The organism is Marinoscillum sp. (assembly GCF_965229915.1).
Lineage (GTDB): Bacteria > Bacteroidota > Bacteroidia > Cytophagales > Cyclobacteriaceae > Marinoscillum.
In genome coordinates this window covers 4396962-4421995 of record NZ_CBDDJZ010000001.1, presented here as the reverse complement: position 1 = coordinate 4421995, position 25034 = coordinate 4396962, and the positions used below count along the sequence as shown (strand labels likewise).

Annotated in this window: 19 protein-coding genes; 10 read left to right on the top strand and 9 right to left on the bottom strand. The window is 44.1% G+C overall.

Annotation, left to right across the window (positions count from 1 at the left end; translation table 11 throughout):
• Window positions 1-6 precede the first annotated feature (6 nt).
• A complete protein-coding gene (locus tag ACO067_RS18805) occupies window positions 7-2388 on the bottom strand; it encodes a glycoside hydrolase family 3 N-terminal domain-containing protein (protein WP_421876949.1) in 2382 nt (793 codons plus the stop codon).
• An 82-nt stretch (window positions 2389-2470) separates the two neighbouring features.
• On the opposite strand from ACO067_RS18805, the gene ACO067_RS18800 reads away from it, so the two are divergent.
• The 4 genes from ACO067_RS18800 (at window position 2471) to ACO067_RS18785 (ending at window position 6960) form a co-directional block, all read left to right on the top strand.
• Entirely contained in the window at window positions 2471-3214 is a 744-nt protein-coding gene (locus tag ACO067_RS18800) for an NUDIX hydrolase (protein WP_421876947.1), read from the top strand.
• A gap of 38 nt (window positions 3215-3252) precedes the next feature.
• The gene (locus ACO067_RS18795; protein ID WP_421876945.1) at window positions 3253-3897 is read left to right on the top strand and encodes a hypothetical protein; all 645 of its coding nucleotides are present in this window, start codon (window positions 3253-3255) and stop codon (window positions 3895-3897) included.
• A gap of 228 nt (window positions 3898-4125) precedes the next feature.
• Window positions 4126-4941 (top strand): M57 family metalloprotease, encoded by an 816-nt coding sequence (locus tag ACO067_RS18790; protein ID WP_421876943.1) that lies wholly within the window; start codon window positions 4126-4128, stop codon window positions 4939-4941.
• Between the two features lie 96 nt (window positions 4942-5037).
• On the top strand, window positions 5038-6960 hold the full coding sequence (locus ACO067_RS18785; protein WP_421876941.1) for an OmpA family protein: 1923 nt from the start codon (window positions 5038-5040) through the stop codon (window positions 6958-6960).
• A 65-nt stretch (window positions 6961-7025) separates the two neighbouring features.
• Here ACO067_RS18785 and ACO067_RS18780 read toward each other — a convergent pair whose 3' ends face one another.
• The 4 genes from ACO067_RS18780 to ACO067_RS18765 form a co-directional block, all read right to left on the bottom strand.
• A complete protein-coding gene (locus ACO067_RS18780; RefSeq protein ID WP_421876939.1) occupies window positions 7026-7556 on the bottom strand; it encodes a DUF4199 domain-containing protein in 531 nt (176 codons plus the stop codon).
• A gap of 4 nt (window positions 7557-7560) precedes the next feature.
• A complete protein-coding gene (locus tag ACO067_RS18775) occupies window positions 7561-7923 on the bottom strand; it encodes a VOC family protein (protein ID WP_421876937.1) in 363 nt (120 codons plus the stop codon).
• Between the two features lie 88 nt (window positions 7924-8011).
• Complete coding sequence (locus tag ACO067_RS18770) at window positions 8012-8428, bottom strand: response regulator transcription factor (RefSeq protein ID WP_421876934.1); 417 nt, start codon at window positions 8426-8428, stop codon at window positions 8012-8014.
• A complete protein-coding gene (locus tag ACO067_RS18765; RefSeq protein ID WP_421876932.1) occupies window positions 8425-9669 on the bottom strand; it encodes a M48 family metallopeptidase in 1245 nt (414 codons plus the stop codon). Before ACO067_RS18765 ends, ACO067_RS18770 begins: the two co-directional genes overlap by 4 nt.
• A gap of 150 nt (window positions 9670-9819) precedes the next feature.
• On the opposite strand from ACO067_RS18765, the gene ACO067_RS18760 reads away from it, so the two are divergent.
• Window positions 9820-11160, top strand: coding sequence for a hypothetical protein (locus ACO067_RS18760; RefSeq protein WP_421876930.1), 1341 nt, complete (start codon window positions 9820-9822; stop codon window positions 11158-11160).
• Window positions 11161-11321: 161 nt separating this feature from the next.
• Here the strand turns inward: ACO067_RS18760 and ACO067_RS18755 are convergent, their stop codons facing one another.
• The 3 genes from ACO067_RS18755 to ACO067_RS18745 all read right to left on the bottom strand — a co-directional run bounded on the left by ACO067_RS18755 (window position 11322) and on the right by ACO067_RS18745 (window position 15637).
• Window positions 11322-12173 (bottom strand): DUF4249 domain-containing protein, encoded by an 852-nt coding sequence (locus ACO067_RS18755; RefSeq protein ID WP_421876928.1) that lies wholly within the window; start codon window positions 12171-12173, stop codon window positions 11322-11324.
• Between the two features lie 3 nt (window positions 12174-12176).
• Entirely contained in the window at window positions 12177-14432 is a 2256-nt protein-coding gene (locus ACO067_RS18750; protein WP_421876926.1) for a TonB-dependent receptor, read from the bottom strand.
• Window positions 14433-14575: 143 nt separating this feature from the next.
• Entirely contained in the window at window positions 14576-15637 is a 1062-nt protein-coding gene (locus tag ACO067_RS18745) for a type IX secretion system membrane protein PorP/SprF (protein WP_421876924.1), read from the bottom strand.
• Between the two features lie 180 nt (window positions 15638-15817).
• On the opposite strand from ACO067_RS18745, the gene ACO067_RS18740 reads away from it, so the two are divergent.
• The 4 genes from ACO067_RS18740 to ACO067_RS18725 are packed head-to-tail and all read left to right on the top strand — an operon-like array spanning window position 15818 to window position 23840.
• A complete protein-coding gene (locus ACO067_RS18740) occupies window positions 15818-20047 on the top strand; it encodes a gliding motility-associated C-terminal domain-containing protein (protein ID WP_421876922.1) in 4230 nt (1409 codons plus the stop codon).
• Entirely contained in the window at window positions 20048-20638 is a 591-nt protein-coding gene (locus ACO067_RS18735) for a hypothetical protein (protein ID WP_421876920.1), read from the top strand. It begins immediately after the preceding gene.
• A gap of 23 nt (window positions 20639-20661) precedes the next feature.
• The gene (locus ACO067_RS18730; RefSeq protein ID WP_421876918.1) at window positions 20662-21021 is read left to right on the top strand and encodes a carboxypeptidase regulatory-like domain-containing protein; all 360 of its coding nucleotides are present in this window, start codon (window positions 20662-20664) and stop codon (window positions 21019-21021) included.
• On the top strand, window positions 21018-23840 hold the full coding sequence (locus ACO067_RS18725) for a FlgD immunoglobulin-like domain containing protein (RefSeq protein WP_421876916.1): 2823 nt from the start codon (window positions 21018-21020) through the stop codon (window positions 23838-23840). Before ACO067_RS18730 ends, ACO067_RS18725 begins: the two co-directional genes overlap by 4 nt.
• On the opposite strand, the gene ACO067_RS18720 is transcribed toward ACO067_RS18725, so the two are convergent.
• Window positions 23837-23992: a hypothetical protein gene (locus ACO067_RS18720; RefSeq protein WP_421876914.1), complete on the bottom strand. Its 156-nt coding sequence runs from the start codon at window positions 23990-23992 to the stop codon at window positions 23837-23839. The genes ACO067_RS18725 and ACO067_RS18720 overlap by 4 nt on opposite strands.
• A 64-nt stretch (window positions 23993-24056) precedes the next feature.
• On the opposite strand from ACO067_RS18720, the gene ACO067_RS18715 reads away from it, so the two are divergent.
• Window positions 24057-25034, top strand: coding sequence for an L-threonylcarbamoyladenylate synthase (locus ACO067_RS18715; RefSeq protein WP_421876912.1), 978 nt, complete (start codon window positions 24057-24059; stop codon window positions 25032-25034).

The following is a 25034-nucleotide window of genomic DNA, read 5'->3' as shown; positions in this document are numbered from 1 at the left end:
AACGAATTATTTGGAAGTAAGCTCGTTAATTTCTCTCCCTGGAGCAAGCGCTTTATTGACAGTTTCCACCACCATTTCCTCTGCTACTTCAAACGAAAGCACTTCACGGATATCTTCACTAGATGCACCAATTGAGACTTGATAAGTACCTGGTTCTACCACCCAGGCAGATCTGTCCGTATCAAAAGAAGCCAAATCCTTACCGCTCAAACTCAAAGTCAGCTTTTCACTAGATCCAGCTTGCAACAACCAGGTCTTATCAAATGCCTTTAGCTCCATGGATGGTTTGTCCATAGACTCTCCTGGGGCACTTAGATAGACCTGAACCACTTCTTTACCTGCCGTGTTGCCAGAATTGGTCACAGTGACGGAAACATCGATGGACTCATCAAAAGTCTCAGAGCTCAAACTAGCGCTGGAGTAATCATAGGTAGTGTAAGACATACCATAACCAAAAGGATAAGAAGTAGCCACATCAAAAGTATTGAAGTAGCGATACCCTACATAGATACCTTCCTCGTAGATTACCTCTGATGGGAACCCCATGGAAATTGGGCCCATTTTCACCTCTTCTGCATCAGGTAGATTCTTACCAGGAAAGTTCTCAGCGCTTTTCACATCTTCATATGCAATTGGAAATGTGGTAGGCAGTTTACCTGAAGGGTTCACTTTGCCAATCAAGACATCTGTCAAAGCATTACCTGCTTCCTGACCGCCCTGCCATGCCAACACAATCGCATCTACTTTATCTTTCCAACTAGCCGTTTCCATGACATTTCCCACATTAAGCATCATCACCACTTTTTTGCCCTCTGCATGAAACGCATCACTTACTCTGGTAATCATGTCTTGCTCCGCTTGTGTCAGGTAAAAGTCTCCGGCCAACTGGCGATCTTGGAATTCTCCGGAGTTTCTACCGAGGGTAATGAAGGCAATGTCACTAGTCCTAGCTTTAGCCACAACTTCCGCTTTCGTCAGTGGCTTCTCCGCTATTGGTGGCAATAGTTCGAAGAAAAACTGTTTTTCTGGTTGCTTTTCTTTCTCATCAGCGATATAACTCTCATAAGTTTGCTTTAACTCTTCATCCACTGTGTAAGAAGCATTCTCCAAACCCTGAACCAATGATACGGTGTAGGCTTCATTCACATCTCCACTACCAGTTCCTCCGGCGATAAACTCATAAGAACCAACTCCAAAAGCAGCCACTGACTGTGGTCCGCTAACAGGCAGTACCTGGTCATTTTTCAATAAAACTATCCCTTCAGCAGCGGCCTTACGAGCTATCTCTGCATTGCGTTTCAAGTCGGGTCTATCAGAGTAAGCATATCCTGCAAATGCGGGAGATTGAAATACTATCTTCAATATGCGAGCTACGTTGGCATCCAACACTGATTCAGCTAAACTACCATTGGCGACTGCCTCCATTATGGCCGCACTTTGATCAGGACGACCTGGCATGATTAGATCATTACCTGCTGCCATCTGAGCTGGGGCGTCGTTTCCTGCAAACCAGTCAGTAACCACCAATCCTTCAAAACCCCAATCATCACGAAGTATAGTTGTCAATAAATCTTTGTTTTGAGAGGCATACGTCCCGTTCAGCTTATTGTAAGCGCTCATCACTGTCCAGGGCTGGGATTCCTTCACTGTGATTTCAAATCCACGTAAATAGATTTCACGCAGAGCCCTTTCACTTACTATAGTGTTCACCAGCATTCTATTAGTCTCCTGGTTGTTAGCTGCAAAATGCTTTACTGAAGTACCAACTCCATTAGATTCTACTCCATTGACCAGAGCTGCCGCCATCTTACCACTCAAGAGTGGATCTTCTGACAAATACTCAAAATTCCTTCCGGCGAGTGGATTCCGGTGGATGTTCTGAGCGGGAGCAAGCAATACATCCACACCATAGTCTTTCACTTCACTGCCCATTGCCTGACCGATAGACCTGGCCAGATCCACATCCCACGAGCTAGCGATCAAGGTCTCGATTGGAAATGCAGTACAATAAAAAGTCTGATCTACAGAATCCCGCATTGGAGAAATACGCAATCCCGCAGGCCCGTCAGCAAGTACAATGGACGGGATGCCCAGTGACTCAATTGCGAATGTACTACCTGCCGCTCCAGGTACCTTTTCCTTTGTTTGACCGATAGGCATGTCCGGTCCTGGAAGGTTCATTCCCATACCGACAACCAATCCTACTTTCTCCTCTAAAGTCATTTTAGAGACGGCATCAGCAGCACGTTCTTCCAGAGATGCATTGATATCTTCGTAAATATCCATTTGCCCATTTTGATTCAAATCTCGATAGGACTCATCTTGGGTTGGCGCTGCGCAAGCTACCATTAGGGCACCCAGTACAATTTGATAAAAGAAGTATTTCATTTTCAGATTCATTGTGTCTTACTGACACAAACATAACCAAATAATAGAATTTTTTATCACCTTTGTCTCAAAAGCTGGTATCGTGATAGAGACAAACAACTTACAGCCTGGTCTCTCTGTGGACTGTGTGATATTTGGGTTTCATGAAAATGAGCTCAAAGTACTCATGCTGAAAATGCGGCACATGGAAAAATGGGCGCTTCCTGGAGGATTTGTTGATAAGGACAAGGACGTTGACGTAGAGGCAAACAATGTATTAAGGCGGCGTACGGGATTAGAAGATATTTTTCTTCATCAGTTTCACTTGTTTGGCAATGTAGCTCGCAACAATCCCAGCCATGCTCAAAACCTCCTCAATAAAGGAGTAATAGAAGCTGAAGATAAAAAGTGGTTTGATCAGCGCTTTATTACGGTGGGGTATTACGCATTGGTAGAATATGCCAATGTACAAGAACCTAAACCTGATGCGATTTCAGAAAAGTGTGAATGGATACCTCTGAAGGACTTACCAGAACTCATCATGGATCATCAAGAAATTATCCATCAAGCCCACCAGATCTTAAAAAAGGAGCTCAACTACCAGCCGATTGGCTTGAACCTTTTGCCCGAGAAGTTTACCATGCCAGAGCTTCAGGCTCTATATGAAACAGTACTTGAAAAAGAATTGGACAGAAGAAATTTCAGGCGCAAAATGCTCGCCTACGACATACTCATACAAACCGACGAGCGTCGAAAAGGAGGTGCTCATAAGGCACCGATTCTCTATAAATTTGATCAAAAAAAGTATCATCAAGCAATCGAAAAAGGATTGAAATCCGGCTGGTAATCAGTTGGTTGATGCCAAATAATTAACGATATTCCATCATGCTCTCGGTTTATACACATGAGGATGTTTTGGCGGTTATCGAACTGTATAAAGATTTGACTTGGACCACCGAGATTCAGAACCTCCTATCTGAAAAGGCCGAGAGAATTTTTAATGGTCACAGAATCCGTAAGTATGGAGCTTATGTAGAAATCACCAATGGATTCCCACCACTACTTGGCAAGAGTGTAGATGAAGTCTTTAAATATGACCTCTCCAGACTCAATGCACTCCAAACGGTGAGTAGGCTACACCGGTTCAACTCCTGGGATGAGGTGGAGAACTACCCAACCAAACAACTTGATAAGACCTTCGAAGAGGCGGTCGATTTGCTGGTAGTCGGAGATATGGATGGGTTGACGCAACTACTCCGGGCAGATCCCAAGCTGGTTCACCAACAATCGGCTTATCCCCACCAAGCTACTTTGCTGCACTACTGCGCCAACAATGGAGTGGAAACAGAACGCCAACGGGTACCTCAGAATCTGGTAGAAGTGGTAAATGTTTTGATTGACGCAGGAGCTGATAAACAAGCCAAAATGAAGGTATATCAAAGTGAATACACTCCATACGAACTTGCGGCCACCAGTACACATGTCAAAGCTGCCGGTCTGGAGAAAGCATTACTCAAAGCATTGAAGTGACGGCTATAATCCATCTCGTGTAAGATCCACCTAATTACTCTTTGGAGCAAACCCAACAAGACCCTTTCTTCGACCAGGAAGAATGACCAGAAATATTACCCCTGGAAGTCCATAAGTGATCATGTAGACATAACATTCGACTTTCACTCCAATGCGTCAGTCCATTTGTGTATTTTGACGTTGTATATAATTTAATTATATTTAGTGAAACCTAAATTCAAAATCACTATGAAAAATTACAGACTACAAACCAATGTTTTTCTCGTACTTCTAATGGTCATCACTGCATATTCTTGTCAGCAGCAGTCTGAGCCAGCCACTCCACAACTGGATGATGTACCTAATGAAATTCTGGATAAAATTGATGCGTTGGGGTTCAACTCCAACGAGGTAAAGCTTTATGACGGTACTTTATTTATTGAGGGTGATATTGCCATCTCTCTAGCTGAGCTGGATCGGCTAAAGCCAGACAATGGACTACCTGTGGAAGAACACTACCACACGGACAATCTGGTCAACGGTACTCCGAGAACCATCAATGTCTATGTAAATATGCCACAGAGATATAAAGATGCCACTGCAATTGCCATTAGTCGCTACAACTCCGAGAGTTTGAATCTAACCTTCCAGCAAGTATCCAGCTCTTCCAGTGCTGATATTACCATCAAGGCATCACCATGGTATTATTATTTCTTCGGAATACTAGGTTCTGCCGGATTTCCTACAGCTGGTGGTGATCCACACAACCAAATCCTAATGACCCGCGCCTACTATGATGGGGTAAGCAACATCAATGGACTTGCAACCACCATAGCTCATGAAATGGGACACTGCATTGGGTTCAGACATACTGATTACATGGATCGAAGCTACAGCTGTGGTGGAGCAACTGATAATGAGGGTGATGGAGGAGTAGGTGCTAACCACATCTCTGGAACCCCTACAAACCCCGACGCTAACTCATGGATGCTTGCATGCGGCAGCCCTGAAGGAGACCGCCCTTTCACATCCAACGACAAAATTGCCTTGGATTATTTATATTAAGTTGTTTATATATTGATTGAGTAAAGCCTTGACGAAAAACGTCAAGGCTTTTTTTTATTATATAATTTCTTTACTTTCTTCTATATTTTTACACCTATGAAGAAGATTATCCAACCAGTACTAGTCCTATTTTTCATCGGACTAACCCTATTAGCACATGCACAAGAACCAAGAGAGCTCTACAATGACGGCATCAGAGTGCTAAACTCAGGTGATTTCAACAAGGCGATTGGTAAGTTCAAAGAAGCTGTAAATCTCAAAAATGATTACCAGGATGCCTGGTACTATCTCGGGATCACCTTCAACTATGCCAAGGATTATGAAAACGCGGTTTATTCCATGAGTAGACTGAAGTCAATAAATCCAAACTACAATCCCTGGATGTATTATGAAGCTTGCAAAGCACTGATCGAGTTAGACAAACTGGACGATGCACAAAATGCAGCCAACTTGTTCCTGGAAAAACTAGAAGACACGCCAAATAACATGATGTCAAGACATCAGGGAGTGTATCGACTGAATTACGCCAAAGAGAGCTCCAAAATCAGGAGTTCTGCTCCTACTATGAGTGCGCCTCAGCCGATTGCCGCGATCAATAGCGCATCTGGTGACTATATGCCACAAGTAAGCCCCACGGGTACCAGACTGTATTTCACCAGTGTTCGTCAGGGAGGTTTTGATGATCCTGATGCTAGCAACCCAACTGATTTTGGAGAGGACCTTTACTTCTCCTCATTGACCAATGATGCTTGGAGTACTCCTCAGCTACTCCCCGAACCGCTCAACTCCATGGGAGATGACTTTGGGTCGGCCTTCACCGGTGATGGTCAGGTGATGGTCTATGTCAAATGTGAAACTCCCGAAGGTATAGGCAATTGTGACTTGTATATCACTCAACTGGTAGGTACTGAATGGTCCAAACCTATGAACATGGGCAATGTGGTCAACTCTGAGGAGTGGGACTCACAGCCAACCATCAGTTCGGATGGAAACCGAATCATCTACACTTCCGCAAGAACCGGAGGGTATGGTGGCTCTGACCTATATATGGTCGAAAAAAATCAATTGGGAGAATGGGGTATCCCACAAAACCTGGGAGGTATAGTCAACTCTCCATTTAATGAGAATAGCCCCTATTTAGCACCAGACGGTAAAACTCTCTACTTTGCATCTAATGGACACCCAGGCTATGGTGGAATGGATATTTTCTACTGCTTGTTTGAAAATGGCAAGTGGTCGAAACCAAAAAATCTAGGGGCTCCCCTAAATTCTCGTGGTGATGACACCAACTTCAGTATTTCGGCTGAAGGAATGGGCTATTTCTCCTCCTCCAGACTGGATGGATCTAATTTTGAGATTTTCCAGATAGAGTTACCAGATGAGCTGAAACCGAAACCAACAGTGGTAGTGCAGGGCATTGTCTCCAATTCAAAAACCCAGGAACCAATCGGAGCTGTGGTGCTTATAGAAGATATCAACTCTGGTGAACTCATCAGTGTCAACAAAAGCAACTCATCCAGTGGAGAATACCTGGTGGTACTCCCAGCTGGTAGAAATTACAGTGTATCTGCCAGCAGCAAAGGGTTCTTTTTCTATTCTCAAAGTTTTGAACTGCCAGCGGATACGAGCTATGCTGAGATTACCAACGACATAGCCCTGGAGCCAATTGAAAAAGGCACAAAAGTGGTTTTAAATAACATTTTCTTCGAGAGTGGAAGGGCTGAGCTCAAACCCATTAGCTACGTGGAGCTCAACAAAGCTGTTGATTTACTGAAAGACAATTCCACGATGGTCATCGAAATTGGTGGACATACGGACAATGTCGGCTCAGACGCATTAAACCTGAGCCTGTCAGAAAAACGTGCAGAGGCGGTTCGTAAATACATGATCCTGGCAGGAATAGAAGAGGAACGTGTGAGGTCCAAAGGGTATGGCGAGACAGTGCCAATTGCTGATAACAGCACAGAAGAAGGAAGAGCCAAAAACCGACGTACGGAATTCGAAATTGTAGAGTTCTAGGCAACCTATTTGTCTCCCAACTACTGGAATGCATTTAAATTCCAGTAGTTGGGAGACTTTGCAAATCACTTCTTTTTCCAAATAAAAGCAGAAATCACCGTCACAATTAGCCCAACCGGAAATATTTCCATAAAGGTCATTGCTGCCATGTTCTGAGGTTCTTTGTACCATTCCATCCAACCAATTAACTCTTCTTTCTTTGTTTGGATCTCTGTCTCTGACAAACCGGATTCTTTTAGTTGAGCAAGTTGGCTCTGCAAGTACTGGTCAGGGAAGTCTGCCATGAAATTAGGATAGTAAATCATCCACCCAACCACGTAAATAACAGAGGTGACCAGCACAATGTATAATCCAATCAAGAAAGCCTTTCCAAAAGTGATATGTCCTGCTCCTTCTCTGTCTCGATAGTTTTTGACTCCCAGAAAGACCATCGTAAAGGCTAAGATCATGGCCGCATATCCCAAAAATTCACCCATTGATGAGTCAAAAGATCCATCTTCGGAGGTGAAGAGTTGGTGGCTTACAAACCAACTAACAATCATTATTACTCCGGCAACAGCACCATATTTCAGTGCGTAATTCAGTGATGTTTTCATTTTGCTATTTCTTTATTGATACTATTCCTATTTGATTTCCCTCTGGGTCCTTTACCCAGGCAAAATACTGCCCGGTACCTGTTGGTAGTGGCCCCACTAAATTAGTCCCTCCATTGGCCAGGATCGATTTGAGGGTTTCAGTAACACTGTCCACTTCCACATAAAACATGACGTATTGGTGAGGCTCATGTCCCAGACTGGTAATAGCTCCGGAAATGCCTCGATTACTTCCTGTAGATACATTAACCGTGTGCTCCGAAGGGGACATTCCCCACCCAAAAACCTCCTGGTAAAAGCTCTGGGTTTTTTCAGAGTTTTCACAACCAATTTCAAAACGCACTACCGGATTTCCCTTCATTGAATTCATTTGTTCATTGTTGTTTTTCAGGTTCAATGAAAGCGAAAATGTGCGGCATTCAGCTCATACTTTTGGGTGATTTTGGCACAATAGTCCTTTAGGGTGAGGACAAAACGCCTAATTCACGTGCCTTTTGCACGGCTTGGGTCCTCCTACTCACGTTGAGTTTCATGTAGAGATTAGACAGATGAGTTTTTGTCGTATTCAAGGATACAAACAACTTGTCGGCTATTTCTTGATTGCTCAACCCTTCGGACAACAAATGAAGCACTTCCAACTCCCGGTCGCTTAGCTTCAGTTTGCTTGCTTTGGATTTGTTCACTGAATGGAATTTTTCCTTGCCGACAAATCGTAGCCCCACAAACACCCCCAGAGCCATAAATAAGATGGCAACAATTACCCCAAAAAGCTCCAACTCAATATCATGAATCATGGCTCGGTAGTGAAATACTTGCAGGACAATCAGTAAGAGACCTGCAGAAACTCCATATAGCAGATAGCGCCACTTCATCATCCATTCATACTTTTCTTCATGGCACGAATGCGCTCTAGCAATGGTGGGTGTGAGTAGTGAACAAAAACGTAAGCTGGATGTGGTGTTAGATTGGAAAGGTGATCGCTACTCATCTTTTTCAACCCTTCGATCAGCGGTTGACCGTCATACGTCTTCACAGCATATGCATCCGCCTCAAACTCATTTTTCCTACTAAACAGGTTACCAAAAACACCAAGGACCCTGGAAATTGGCGTGTAGAGAATGCCAAAAGCCAGAATATTCAGATGTATAGCCGTGATATCACCTCCCATAGCCCAGCTCACTTCACTATTGTAAATCATCAGAGACAGCAAGTACAGCATTACTCCTATGGATAAAATGCTGATGACCGTGCCATAAATGATGTGTTTTTTCTTGAAATGACCCACTTCATGAGCAAATACTGCAGTGAGTTCCTCAGTCGTGTGCTTGGCAACTAATGTATCAAATAGTACAACCTTTTTGCTCCTTCCCAGACCTGAGAAAAATGCATTTCCTTTACTAGAACGTTTGGAGCCATCCATCACAAAAATGTTTTTGAGCGGAAATTTGACCTTATTGCTGTAATCCTCAATGGCTTGCTTGAGCGATCCATCTTCCATGGGCGTTAGCTTGTTGAACAATGGAAGTAAGATGGATGTGTAAAATACGTTGAGGAAGAGAATGAATACGGTGATAATGGCCCAAAAATATATCCAGAAGCCACTTCCCATTTCCATGACCAAATAAATTAAAGCTGCCAACAGCAAGCCTCCAATGATGATGGTAAGCAAGTAACTCTTTAGCTTATCCAACCAAAAAGTCTTCTGTGTCATTTTGTTAAACCCAAAACGCTCCTCGATTACAAAGGTCTGATACCAACCAAAGGGAGTTCCTATCACATCAGAGATTATAAACAGGACTCCAAAAAAGAGCAGGGTAGTAACCGGACCAAAAGGAGAAAACTCCCGGAGCCACTTATCCAGCATCCCAAACCAACCAAAATAGATCGCACAGAAAAGAAGCACGAATGAAAAGGTGGCAGTCAGCATTCCAAACTTGGAAGTAGCCCGATGATACGCTTGAGACTTGGCATACTGCTCTTCATCATAAATACCACTGAGTTCTTCTGGAATAAGTTTTTTGGCACTCTTGGTATTGAGATAACCAAGTAGTCGCTCTAAGAAAAAGTCAGCAGTAATGATTACAAGTAATAGGGAGAATATCAGGCCTTCATTCATTGGTTAATAGTTTGACAATTCTAAAAATACACCAAACTGGGTATTGCGCGAATAAGCTACGTCACGGTACTTTTGATAAATTTTTAGACCCCACAACCATTCATACATAGTATGTGTCTAAAGATTCATAACCGCAAACTAAATTATAAAATGAAAAAACTCTTATTACTATTAGCATTAGGAAGTGCTCTCCTTTTTGCAGGATGCGAAAAGGACAAAGAAAATGGTGGCGACGATGAAATCACAGAGCCATTAACAGTAGAACAAAACAAAGAACTCATGCAGCAAATAGGGGTTGATTTCGTCAATGAAATGGCCGCTATGCAACAAGAACCAGGCGTAAAAGCTTTAACCTCATTTGGACTACATGCCAACCAATACGAAGATGACGAAGGAGGAAGAATCAACCAGTCAAGCGTCATCACTATGGCTAAGTCCATCCTTGGGTTTACCTATCAAAAAGCCTCAGCAGTGGAGTTTGGCTATGCTGCCGCCCGCATCGCACAAGACGATGAGGATGACTTCACGTCACTTCAAGAGCTCTTTGATGAAAACACTGGGACTTATACCTGGAACTTCGATACCGAAGAATATGATTTCGAAGACAACAGTACGGATGAAGTGATCTTCGAGTTTCCATCAGAAGTTAACGGTACTACCAATGATGCTACGCTGACTTTGAGTAACTACAGTAGTGTTACCATTGGCAATCCATTGGACGAAGACTATGATGGCGATTTACCTACTTCACTTGATGTGAGCCTGGAGGTAGATGGATCATCCAGCATGACTTATGGATTTGAAATTGATTACAATAGCGAAGGTGTTCCTGAATCCATTGATACAGAGATGACTTTGGGCTCGTTTAGCCTGACAGTTGGACTCACCAACACCACTTCGAAAGTGGGTGCTAGTGTCAGCTTCAACAATGGTTCTAAGACACTGATTGCTTCTTCTACTGAAATAAACGGTGACTTCTCTGATAGCGCAATTGATGCCGCTGATGAGTCAGAAGATCCAACGGAGGTTGTAACTGACGGCACGTTCTCCTTTACGCTTATGGACTTGAAGTTTGATGCTGAGATTGATTTTGCTTCATTGTGGAACGAAATTGGTGATCTGGATACTTACCATGATTCATACGATGAGGATCCAAGACCAGATCTGGAAGGCAATGCTACGGCAATAGAAGATGCCCTGAACGAACACGGGGTTTTGAAAGCCACCTATATTTCTACAGGCAAATCTGCCGCAGACGTGGAGTTCTATACCTTTATTGATGATTATCAGGATGGTGATTACTCTGAGGAATACATTGAACTGGGTGCAAGAATGGTCTTTGAAGATGAAAGCAAAGTTGATGTGGAAGACTTCCTTGAGTCAGGTTTCGATGGACTGGAAAGTGCCATCAACGATCTAGTTGATCAAATAAATGACGATCTGGATGAGGATGATTGGATTGACTATATTGACTTCTCCGACCTGGGATAATACTATCTAGGAATGTATTTATAAGAGGCTGTCTCAAAAGTAATTCCCGAATGTCAGGTTGAGCCTGTCGAAACCAATTATCGTGCTATTAAGTACATTTCGACAAGCTCAATGTGACAATTATCGAGATTGGTTCACTTTTGAGACGGTCTCTTTGTTTTTTATTGAAAAATGATGGTTTTGTGAGTAACTCCATATCCACCCCAAACACCAAGAGCCGGTTTACTCCCTTGGATATTGGAAATAACCTCATTTCCCGTTGACCCAAATGGGTTGCCTACTAAATAAAGCTCTCGCTCCAGGGTTCTCCAAAAATCGAAGTGGTGGACGTCAATCGTACAGAACTTTAGCTCTATGGTATCTCCTCTTTGGAATAATACGTCATCTCCAATTTCAATAAAAGATTCGGGCAGATTAAGGACTGGATGCTCATACAATTGACCATCAAATGCACGATCCGATATAGTTGATTGATAGGCCGGATGATATTTTTCTTCTTTTCCCTTTAAGCGAACGAAATTTCGGTAATAATTATCCTGACCAGCAACATCCTGAAATCGAATCCACAGGTTTCCCAGGCTATCCCTTTCAGCTTCGGGCTCTACCCAAATACTATCTAGTGGAGTTACAGAAGGTATGGTGGTCTCAGAGAAGTAATTCTCGCCTCCACTTCTTACATCCAGTGTGTAGGTTTTTCCAGCTTCTCCTCTAAGCTCCGTTCCGCGATAATAGAAAGGTGGGTACACTTTAGCATTTCTAAAGAGTGTTAGCACTTCTGACTGCTCCCCGTCACTCACTTCTACCCTTGCTGTAGCCAAAACTAACTCTTGCAAACTGGCAGAATCCACCGGCTCATAAAAACCAGAACTATAAGTCAGGTAGACTATAGGGTATTCACCTTGCTCAATGGAACCTTCAATCACCACCTTTCGGACCCTGGAAAAATCACCATCATCCAAACCCGAACATGCGTAAAGCAAAAAACAAACAATACTAGGTAGCACAAACTTCATGTGTCAAAAGCTTAACTGGTAACTAATAGAAGGCAAAACAGGGAACAAAGACACTTCTTCCAGATCTACGTCGAGTGAATAATTGTCCACACTACCCTGCACATCAAAATAAATGAAATATGGATTCGCCCTATTGTAAATATTGTAAACGGAAAAAACCCATTTCACATTTGGGTGGTCCTCCGGGACAAGGGTGGCAGAGACATCCATTCGGTGATACACAGGCATTCTAAATCCATTCCTACTGGAATATTCACTTATAACTCGCTCACCAATCAAATACTTGGCAGTAGGAAGGGTCAAGGCTGTACCACTGGCAAGTTTAAACATGCCTGACAAAGTCCATTTTCCCAGGAAGGCCGATCCTACCAAATTCACATCATGAATTCGGTCATATTTCGCAGGGAATCGAACCCCTTGATTCACCTCAGAGAATTCCCGAAAGGTTCTGCTCAAGGTATAGTTTAACTCTCCTTTGAAAATCGCAGTGGAGTGATTGACAGAAAACTCCACCCCATAAGAATACCCCTTCCCGAAAATGAAATCATCGTCAAAATTAGGACTATTGGAATATCCAGCAATCGTTCCGTTACGCCACTCCATCTGATTATTTAGCCATTTCCCAAACATTTCTACCGAATAATTCAAGCCCAGATTGGACATCATCTTAAAATACCCTAAGGATAACTGATGTGCATTTTGTGGTGCCACCTGAGCTGTAGAGGGCACCCATAGATCGGTTGGCAAGGAGACCGAACTTAAAGGCGATAAGTGAATGTACTGGAAAGTCCTGTCGTAGGACAGCTTCAAGGATGTGGCTGCATCCAGCAGGTAATTGATGCGAAAGCGTGGCTCCAACCCCGAGTAATACTGGGCAACTTGTCCACGGCTGTAGGTCAGTGTATCTGTTACTTCTCCATTCTGTGTCCTATATCGGTCAAAAGGCCCCCAGTGCATAAAGCCACTAATACGCAACCCCACACCAACCCTGATTCGATCGTTGATCACCCAGTAATCATCCAAAGATCCAGACCACTCTGAGGTGTAGATGTATTCAGCTTCATCCAGTTCAAAACTATCTTTACCTGTATTGATATCTACCTGGCTCGGTCTAAACCTGCGATTGACCCATTGAGCAGCATAGGTGAGTTCGTGAGAACCTATATTTTGAAAGAGTCGGAACCCAGTCTTGAGATTCCTTATTTCAGAGTTGAGATCTATACCGAATGAACTTATTGTCGCTTGAAAACTTTGATTGAAATGCCCACCATTCAAGTAAAACTCCAGGTCACTTTTATCGGTTAGGAGTGTATTCCATGTCAATCCGGCATTCCATGTTTGCCAGTCTATCTTATTAGAAAAAGTTCTGCTGCTCTGGAAGTCATTAAAATCCCCGCCTGTAAAACCGACCACAGACACACTGTTCTTAGCATTTATCTGATGCTTGTACTTCACGATCAAGTCCTTGAACCGATAATCGGTACTCCTTCTTATTTCAGATTCTTCAGGTAATACATTCTGTGTTATCAAATCAAAATAGGAACGTCGGTATGAAAGCATCACCCCAGACCGATTTGAGATCACGGGAGTTTGTAAATTGATTTTGGCCGCCAATAGTCCGACACCAACATGCCCTTTAAACTTTGTAACATCCGGATCTACCGTATGCATGCTCAATGTGGATGAAAGTCTCCCACCGATGTACGCAGGATACCCACCTTTCATAAAGTCTGCCCGATCAACAGCCTCCGCACTAAACATAGAAAAAAAACCAAAAAGATGATTCGTGTTGTAAAACTCCATTTGATCTAGCTCGATAGCATTTTGATCTATTCCACCACCACGAACGTAATAGCCATTATTTCCATCGGTACCGGTGGATACGCCAGCCTGAGTTTGAAGGTACTTGATAGGATCTCGCTCACCCAGCAGAAAAGGTAAATGTGATTTTGATTCTATGGAAAAGGACAAGGCACTTGAAGACTGTTGCAGTAGCTGTTGGTCTGATCGTCCGCTCACGACTACTTCATCCATTACTTTATCAGACAAGGTCATGCGAATCTCACGATTGCCTTCAACACGGACAGTCCTCTGGTAGTCAAGATAACCAACATACTGGACCAGAATACCCAAACTATCACAGGCACAGGCAATCATTACCTCACCCCTTTCATCTGCCACAAAAAAGTCTCCAGAGTCAGTGCTCACCGTAGCTCCTACTAGTGGTTCATCAGCATCCCCAACGACACGTAGAACCATGCGCTCTTGAGCCCAGGTCCAAGTGGCAAAAAAAATGAGAATGAAACATGAAACAATCCGAGACATAACTCAACCCGAAGATATACTATGAATTACAAGCTAAGTAAAAATGACAGCCTCTAATTGAATTAGGTTGTAAAACCCTAAAAAATGAATGGCACCGGACACCTCAACTCCCTCACCTCTCTTGATGGCTTGCGAGGATCAGCCAGGCTAAAGGCATAGGTAATGGAAATCTCATGAGCGCCACCACTGCCAATACCCAGATCAGATATGGTATAGTCAAAGCTGTAACCAATGGTGGTACTGCCCGTATTGAAGCCAATCATCGTAATGAACGCTTCACTATTTTTGGTATTATTAAAGCCCTCTATTGGTAACCCGCGGTACCAAAGTCCCACCAACACCGGCTCTAATGTAAGATACAATCCCACATCCAGCTGCTTGAATGGGCCCTGCTGTTTGTAGTTGATCGTTGGGGTCATGCTTCGCTCCCGTTGGTCTGGATTGGGCCGTGATTTATTACTCAGCTTTGAAAATGGAATTTTGTATCCGCCATGTAGTGAAAACTTTCTGGAAAGTGGGTCATCACCACCTGCTACCGCCTGGTTTGGCTCCAGCACATGGTGCATCGCAGCCCCAAACCACAGATTGCCACTGTAGAGAATTCCACCAAACGCCAGATCAAAAAACCTGGCGTTTTGCCCAGTGAAAGGTTCACCTGTTACTGGTCTTACTTGTCCAGTTTCATCAAATTGATCCCCGAATGTAAGTGCACTGAAATTCAGATCACGCCAATAATAAGAAGCTTCCACCCCTGGCCGAAAGGTCCAGTTGTAGTTCAGATTGAGCTGGTAGGCATATTGTAACCCTACATTTGTCGATCTGAGACCAGCGAGACCTTCCTGATCTCGATTAACGATTAGTCCCAAAGCACTATACTGCTCTTCGAAAAAATAATCAACATATGCAGAATAGGTCACGTAGTTGGCATCTATAGAAGGCCACTGGTTTCGGTAGTTGACTCCAGCCCTACCTTTTTGATTAATTCCTGTCAGTCCTGGATTCAGGTAAAGAGGAGCCGCATAATACTGTGAAAACTGCGGGTCTTGGGCTTGTGAACTGTTAGGAAGAAAAAGGACCAGCATCAGCACCGATAAGGTACCAAAACTGATAATAGGCCGATATGTGTGCGTTCTAATCAAATCGATAATGACTAAGATACTTTGATTAACCTGAACCACTAGAAGACACTTCGAATGATTCTTGTTAAAGTTGCTAAACTAGGTAATGTAACGTAAAGTTTAGCGTTAGTATTTTGTACTAAATTTACATAGTGTTGTATTCATGGGACAGGTCCCGAAGATTTAACCCTTAATTTGTGCATGCATAAGTTTCTACAATCAGTTGTTTTGATCCTAATATTTTCGGCTCAATGGGTTCATGCTCAGAACATTACCGAAAGGCATTGGTACTTTGGAGCGAACCAAAATGCTTTTGTTTACGACAAAGGCGCCCGTACGGCTACAGAAGTAGACCATCAGGCTACTCCTTTTGGAACGAACGGATCCACGGTTATTGCCGATAAACAGAAAGGAAACTTACTTTTTTATTCTGACGGGGAAGTCATTTATGATAACCAACACCAAATTTTGCCGGGTTTAGGCGCTGACCGGCTTAACGCGGACCTCACCAAAATTCAACCTGTAGTCTCCACGCCTCTACCCGGTGACTCCACCCGCTACCTCATTTTCACCAATTCTGGATCAGCTATTGAAGTAACAACTGTGGATGCCTCACTTACCGGCAATTCTACCGTGAACGAATTTCCGAGAGGAGATATAGAAGGCGCTATCAATCAAAGCACCGGGATCACCAATACCGGTGAACTTCTGAAAATCCTGGAGAGTACCAATGGCCAAAGTTTCTGGCTGGTCACACAAGATGTTACTACGCTTGATTTGATCGTTACCGAAATAACGGCTGCAGGACTGGGTACACCAGCAACTTATGATGTGTTTCCAGACTCCATTGCGGCTTTTGAGGCCACGGCACTTGCCATCAAGACAGACTCTTTGGGAGCAACAACTTTGGCAATCTCGCCAAAAAGAATCAATCGAAACATCGTGCTGCTGGACTTTGACCCTGCTACAGGTACACCATCCTTTCAACAACAGCTATTGAACACTGGGTACACTGATACAGGAGCAACTGTCATTTACGACCTGGAGTGGTCCGAAGATGGATCTAAACTGTACTATTCCAGAACAGGGGATGATACCAATGGTGGAAACATCTACCAGGTAGACTTTACGGATTCTACAGCCACTCTACCGCCTGTGGTTCCTGCCTTAAGTAATACCGTATTTCGAAGCTATGGACTCAAACGCGCTCCTGACGGTAGAATCTATCATTTGTATCAAGACGCAAGTAGTGCATCTCCATTTCAACTAGGCAGTATCAACCGCGCTGACTCTACCGTAGCCTCAGGTATCATTTACAACAACCTGGTTTTTGATCTTGATTTTGCTGGTACACAATTCCCAGAGTTTGCACCATCCTATTTTCCCAGACCATACTTCACCACTCTGGATTTCATTACTCTGGATACATGTGAGCATCGAATCGCCAAGTTCATAGCCGTGGTGGACCCTCTTCCCGACAATTATTTCTGGAATTTTGGAGATGGTGGGTTTGCCTTTGGACCAGCAGTAAACCATGAATATCCTAGTGCGGGAGGTCCGATGGTTTCACTTACCGTGGAGCTGGATGGTTTTACTCAGACAGTTTCTAAATTCATAGAAATTGTAACAGTGGATAGTCTGGACCTGGGTAATGATACGACTATATGTGTGGATGAAACGCTGGACTTGAGTGCGGGAAATGACGGAGTCAGATATATCTGGAGTACAGGAGAGACCGATTCGGTCATTACGGTAGATACAGCCGGCACCTACTGGGTGGAAAAGTTCTACGCCTCGGGTTGTTCTGCCTATGATGAAATAGAGGTAACTGAGTATGGTGTGCAGTCTCAGCGCTTCAATCAATGGTACTTTGGTGAAATGGCCGGCTTGGATTTTAACACTACCCCACCCACAGCTCTGGTGGATGCCAACCAGATGTTTTCACCCGAAGGATGTGCCACTATTTCTGACGAAAGTGGTCAATTGCTCTTCTACACGAACGGTTCCACGGTCTGGAACAAAGAACATGATATTATGGTCAATGGCACCAATATAGGTGGAGACAGTACGGCTGCACAGTCGGCCATGATCCTTCCATTCAACGAAGAAATGACAATGTTCTATGTGTTCACTACCGAAGAGGTCTATGGGGATTTCACTTTCAATCTGAAAATGTCGATCGTCGACATGAAAAAAGACACCGCTCGTGGAGCGGTCATGGTGAAGAATATACCTATTGTAGAATGTAGCTCTGAGCGCGTTACCGCATCAGGATTTACAGGAACTCCGTATCTGTTGGCACATGAATATGGCAACAATAACTTTCGGTCTTATCAGATCAACACAAACGGAGTAGTGGGTCCATTGCACTCCTCCGCAGGAGAGGAACATATCTTTGAAGAAGAACCACGAGCCACCGGGTACATGCGCTTTGCCCCCGGAGGTAATTTTGTGGCTGTAGTCATACCAGGTGCTACCAACTATGTAGATTTATTGAATTATGACCTGACCAACGGAGAAGTGAGCAACTCCAGACTAATCGATATTGAAGAGCCTGGAGCAAGGATCTATGGATTGGAATTTGCCCCTGACGTTTCCAGACTTTACGTGACCACCTCCAGCAAAGTGATTCAATACGATCTGGATAGCATCAACAGTCAAAATCCGGCCACAGACATCATGGCCACAAAATTCGATGGCTATGCCACGACCTTGAACACTTATGGTGCCATGCAGACAGGACCTGATGGAGTGATCTATATTGCCATAGATGGTACTACCCAGCTAGCTACCATTAGCAACCCTTCTGGCGATGATGCAGGAGCTTCATTCCTCGAATCTGGTGTGGACTTACTGGGTAGGACTTCCCGGTTAGGACTCCCCAACTTCACACAGCAAGTGACCGAATCACCACAGCTACCAAACATCTCCACCACTGTAGCTTGTGCGGGACAGGAAACACTCTTCTCCGGACAAGGGCGCGATAGCAGCATCGAATTCTACACCTGGGATTTTGGAGATGGTACTGTGATCGCAAACCTTCAAAATCCGGACACATCACATGTGTACACGGTGGATAGTACCTACGTGGTTACCTTGACTCTGAGCAATAGATGTGATGTAGATAGTGTACTTACAGACACTGTCACAGTATTCACCATACCCGAAGAACCACTTGTCCCTACAGATACAGCACTATGCGGAGGATCTGTGACGCTTTCTGCCTGGAATGTGGACCGATCAGATCTTAACTATTACTGGTCGTCAGGAGATACTACTCGTCAGGTAACTTTCGACTCCCCTACCGTAGTGGATGTGGCCATTATTAGTGATTTTGGCTGTAGCTCTGACACACTTACCGTCTTCATAGGAGATGGTGAATCTTTTGTAGATCTGGGACCTGACCAAACTATCTGTCAGTTTGATACATTGCTGTTAGATGCCAATGATCCGGGACCGTTCTTCACCTGGACGGAAAATGGTGTGGAAATCGGTGATCAGCGAACTCAACAGGTAATTGCATCCACAGCCGGTGATTTCTCCTATGCAGTAGAAGTTATCAATGATTTTACTGGCTGTATCTACCGTGACACACTTGTCATCACTGTGCAGCCAGCCCCAACGGCCAGTCAGGCCAATGTAATCAATCCGGAGTGCAGTCAGGCCAATGGACAATTCGCCTTGCAAATAGATGAAAATGGGAGCTTTTCCTATCAGCTATCTGGACCAGTAGCTGCTGGACCATTTACTTTTGACGGACCAGGAGAGACCCCTCCTTTTACAGGCTTGTCATCTGGTAGTTATACAGCCAGCATCACCAATTCGGTGACAGGCTGTACCCGCACGGAAGTATTCCAGTTAGAAGATAATGCTGGTTTTGAGATGGACGCGATTGCTCAGAATGAATGCGTACGAACGGGTGACATTCAGATCAACTTTAGTCGTCAAATTCCTGCTATGGTAGAAATCAACGTATTCAATCAAACCGGAACCTCGGTATTTACTGGCACCGAAGAGTTAAGGAGTAGCTCCTACAGCGTGAGTGATCTGGACAGTGGCACCTACTATGTGGAAGTTAGGGATGTGTCCCCTCCAAATTGTATTCAGACAGACACTGTCACTCTTTCCGTATCAAGAGAATGCTACAGGACCATCTTTGTACCGAATGCATTTAGTCCAAACGGAAATGGTCAGAATGAAGAATGGTTTGCATTTCCTAATGAGTTTGTAGACCAGTTTCAAGTGTACGTATTTAACAGATGGGGTGATTTGGTTTACTATTCTACGAACAAAAACTTCCGCTGGGATGGAACATTCGAAGGACGGTTCGTACCTCAAGGGACTTACGCCTATCGCATGCTATTTACCAGCACGCTTGAGCCAGAGCAAGGCACTCTCGAACAGTATGGATCGGTAACAGTTGTAAAATAGATGACTTTTTTTGATCAGATCGTAGACCAACTATTCCCGAAAAAATCAACCGCCAATGAAATCCTGGTGCATGAACCGATCAAGCGGTCTGAAAGCTATCAGGAATCATATGACCTCTGGTCTCGGTCGTTTGAGCGACTGGAGCTTATAAAAGCCATTGAAAGCTCCTACACCATGAAACAGCAGGGCCTCATTGGGGAGCCTGATGTCCATCTACTCAACACACCATCATCCAACGGATTTGCTGTAAGTTATTCGTCATCTATAGGAAAAGAGGCTTTTCAATTCCTGTTTGACTGGCTTGGTGAAAAAGTGAAGGAATTGGATTACAAACGAGCCAATGCAGATACTACAATTACTGCTAAGGGAGATCAGGTGGAAAGTGTCTCCAAATACTATTTTAAACCCAAAGTGAATCTAAGCAACCCCGAACAACGTTTAGATCAGCAATTTGGAAATATATTGGTTGAACATATTCTGGTGGATGACAGTCCCAGTTACATTCGATTGGTAGCCAATAACTACAATGACAGTAAATACAAAAAAGCAGATCAGTTTGAAAAACTGGCTGAGTTTTTGTTCAATAAGTAAATAAACTCGAAACAATGAAAACTATGAAATACATCTTATTCGTTCTTTCAGCCATTCTTTTGGCAGGCCTATTCTCATTCAAGAGCACAAACAACCAGCTGTTGCCTACCAAATTAAGAATTACCGTCATCGACGGACTTGGCAACCAGACTGAAGGAGCTAAAGTCTCCATTTTCGAAAATGAAAAAGACTACCGGGCAGGTGAAAACGCTGTAGCAACTGCACTTTCAGACAGCAAAGGAAGAGTAACATTTAAGGAACTGAAGCCAATCGCCTATTACATCTACGCCACCAAAGATGACATGAATAATGACGGTGAGGGTGTAGTCACTGCACCATTAGATGAAGGCAAACTGAACAAAGTAAATACGGTGATTGAGTGAGAAAACTCCTTCATTACATAGTTCTAATATCACTTTTTAGCATAATCCGGACCCCTTACAGTGGCCCGGATTATTTCATTACACCTCCTTCGGAGCCCTCTATCGCTACCTCCGAAGATCCGAAAGCAAGAGCTGACTATGAAGTACTCTTAACCGCGGATCCACAAACAGGTCAGATTCCCACAAATATTAGAGCAAAAGAACTGGCCTTTGCACAGACCCTTCCTAGAAAGGAAAACGGCTCAAGCAGCCAACTACGCACCGAAGTAGACGAATTTAGAAAAGCAGGCCCATTCAATATTGGTGGGAGAACTCGCGCAGTAGCGTTTGACATCCGAAACGATCAAACCATACTGGCTGGAGGAGTTTCTGGTGGTATATGGCGCACGACCAATGAAGGAATAACCTGGACTCGTACCTCCGACCCAAAACTTAGAAATAGCGTCACGGCGCTAGTTCAAGATACCCGACCTCAGCATGAAAACACCTGGTATTTTGGCACTGGGGAACTCGTGGGTAATAGCGCCAGAAGTGTGGTGTCGCCATTCCGAGGAGGTGGCATTTACAAGTCCACTGACAATGGACAAAACTGGACCTTACTGACTTCCACTATCGATAATGCAACACCTGATAACTTTACCAGCATGTTTCAGTACATCTGGAATCTGGAGATCAATGAGAACAATAACGAACAGGAGGAACTACTTGCAGCAGCATTTGGTGGCATCCTGAGGTCCACGGATGGTGGTGAGAGCTGGAACACCATACTAGGTGAGCAACTGTTTGGCCTGGATGTGACTGACCTTAACTGTTCGGTAGCCCCTTTTTTTACCAATGTCCATCAGACGGCAAGCGGTATACTGTTTGCTACGCTTAGCAGTGCTACTTCTGCCAGTAGGAATGGTGCCTGCGAAGAAGCGTATTATACCAATGCTGGGGTTTATTATAGTCTGAATGGCACAGACTGGGTGAATATTACACCAGCATTCCTGCCTGAGCAATATGACCGAACAGTTATTGGTAGCAATGCCTCTGGAGATGAAATCTATTTTCTTACATCCGGTGAACTTCCTTCGTTGTTGAAATTCGAGGTTATTTCTCGTTCTGATGAGACTATACAAGGCAACTGGAAAAGTCTGCCCTATGGAATCCCAAAGTTGGGTGGAGAATATGGAGACTACAATTCTCAAGACAGCTATAACATGTTGGTGGCAGTGCATCCTGAGCAAAACAATGTGGTGTTTGTAGGAGGCACTAACCTGTACCGCTCTACCGACGGTTTCAATTCACCAAACCGAACAGATTGGATTGGCGGATATAGCCCTGCCAATAACGCCTCCCAGTACGAAGGCCATCACGCAGATCAACACCTTCTTCTTTTTTATCCGAATAACCCCAATGAGATGTTGTCTGCATCTGATGGAGGTCTGATTAAGTCCAATAACAACCTGAGAGATACAGTGGAATGGCATAGTTTAAACAATGGTTTTGTCACTTCGCAGTTTTACAGCATCAATCAAAGACAAGATGCTACCACCAACGAAATCATAGGAGGAATGCAAGACAATGGGAGTTGGTTCAGAGATGCTCCTGGTGAAAACCCCTCATGGAACCGTGTACTTGGCGGTGATGGTGGGTATGCCGCTGTATCTCCCAATGCGGACTACCGATATGTATCGTTTCAAAACAGTCAAATCTACCGAGTGAGTATTGGAGATGATTACAAATTGAAAGCTTTTGCCCGGGTGGACCCAATCGGAGGTGGTACCGAAGAGCCTTACCTTTTCATCAACCCCTATCAACTGGACCCCAAAAATGGCAATATCATGTTTCTGACAGGAGGAAATCACCTTTGGCGTAATCACAATTTGGCACAAATCCCTGGAGGAGTTCAGAAAAGCACCTCGGTCGGGTGGTCAAGGATAGCCAGCTCCAAACTCCTCCAGGCAAATTACTATTCCTGCTTAACCATCTCCTCTAGCGACGATGTGGTCTATGCAGGAATATCCGGTTTACAACCCGGACTATCAAAAATCACAAATGCGAGCAATGATCAAATGATGGCAGCATCCATTGTTCAGGATTCCATGCTGTTTCCATCTGGTGCTCACTTATCTTCCATCGCCATCCACCCTACCAATTCTGATCACATTTTAGTCACTTTATCCAACTACAACTCCCCTTCCATTTTTGAAAGTTTGGATGGGGGAAATACATTCATAGATATCAGTGGTAACCTGGAGCAATATCCTGATGGTGGCGGTAACGGGCCAAGTGTACGATGGGCACAGATCGTTCCTACTACATCTGGATATGAATATTATGTGGGCACAAGCATAGGTCTCTATTCCACATCGGTCAGTGCCGGAGGCAATACCATATGGTTTCAAAATAGTCCAGATGAAATCGGCAATTCGGTGGTAGTAATGATGGATTACCGAACCTTGGACGGAAGAATGGTGGTAGCCACGCATGGCAATGGCACATTTGAGAAGTACCTGGAGAATGTACAGTATTTTGACCCCACTCCAGATATAACGGCAGACCTCAGCTTTCTATCATATCCTAATCCTTTTCAGGACAAGACTACTCTCTCCTATTCACTACCACAAAGTCACGAAGTAGTTATTGACTTGTTTGATGCCGGGGGAAGACTCGTACGCAACTTGATCTTTGCACCACAGTACGCGGGTGATAACAAAATCGAATGGGATGGCCTCAACAATGCTGGCATACCTGTGAAACCGGGCATCTATTTCTGCACCCTTTATTATGCAGGCGAGAAAAGAACGCAGCGGATCATCCGGTTGCCGCTTTAGCGATAAGTTACCAATGCCAGCGCATAGGCCGCCACCATGAACCAAAACTTATAGTTGAGCAAGTTAGGAATGATGTTGAGCTCCATTAAAACCAATGCTAAAACAAGAATTACAGAGATCAGTCTTAAGGTATTTCTGGTGCTTTTATTCATAGCTAATTAGGTATCATGTTTCAGTGGTAAATATATCAGTGATTATCAAAAAAAATTAGGATAATTGTGGAGTATTTCAGTCATGGCAGTATTTGGGACAGACATAGAACGTGCAGCACAGCTCCTTTCTGAAGGCGAATTAGTAGCTATTCCCACGGAGACCGTATATGGCCTTGCCGGTAATGCGCTCAATGAAGACGCAATCCTCGAAATCTTCAAGGTTAAAAAACGACCGAAGTTTGACCCATTGATCGCACATACGGATAGTTTGGACAAAGTAAAGAGCTACGTGACTCATATTCCAGAGCAGGCAATGAAACTGGCAGATGTTTTTTGGCCAGGTCCGCTTACCATACTCCTTGAGAAACAAAAGCACCTCCCTGATCTGCTTACCTCGGGTTTACCAACTGTGGCTATCCGCATGCCTCATCACAGGCTGACGCAAGAGCTGTTGAAGATGCTCGATTTTCCGCTTGCGGCACCAAGTGCCAATCCCTTCGGCTATGTATCTCCTACCACAGCACAGCATGTGCAAGATCAGCTAGGAGATAAAATCCCGTATATTCTAGACGGTGGACCGTGCTCCATTGGTATCGAGTCTACGATCATCGGATTTAATGAAGAGTCCAAACCAGTGATCTACCGACTGGGAGGCAAAAAAGTAGAGGATATCGAGCGGGTAGTCGGCAAAGTCAAGCTGAAAATCATTCACTCCAGTGACCCGATGGCCCCTGGCATGCTTAAAACCCACTACGCCCCATCCAAACGAATTGTGATCGGCAAACTCGATATGCTCATAAAAAGATTTCAAAATAGAAAACTTGGCGTAATCAGTTTTCATGATACATTTGACGAAATTCCCCCTGAAAATCAACTAGTCCTATCCCCATCTAAAGACCTGGATGAAGCGGCCAGGCATCTTTTTGGTGCCTTACGTACTATGGATCAGAAAAACATAGACCTGATTCTAACGGAGCGGTTCCCAGATCAAGGTATAGGACAGGCGATTAACGATCGGCTAAAACGGGCCGCATCGAGATAA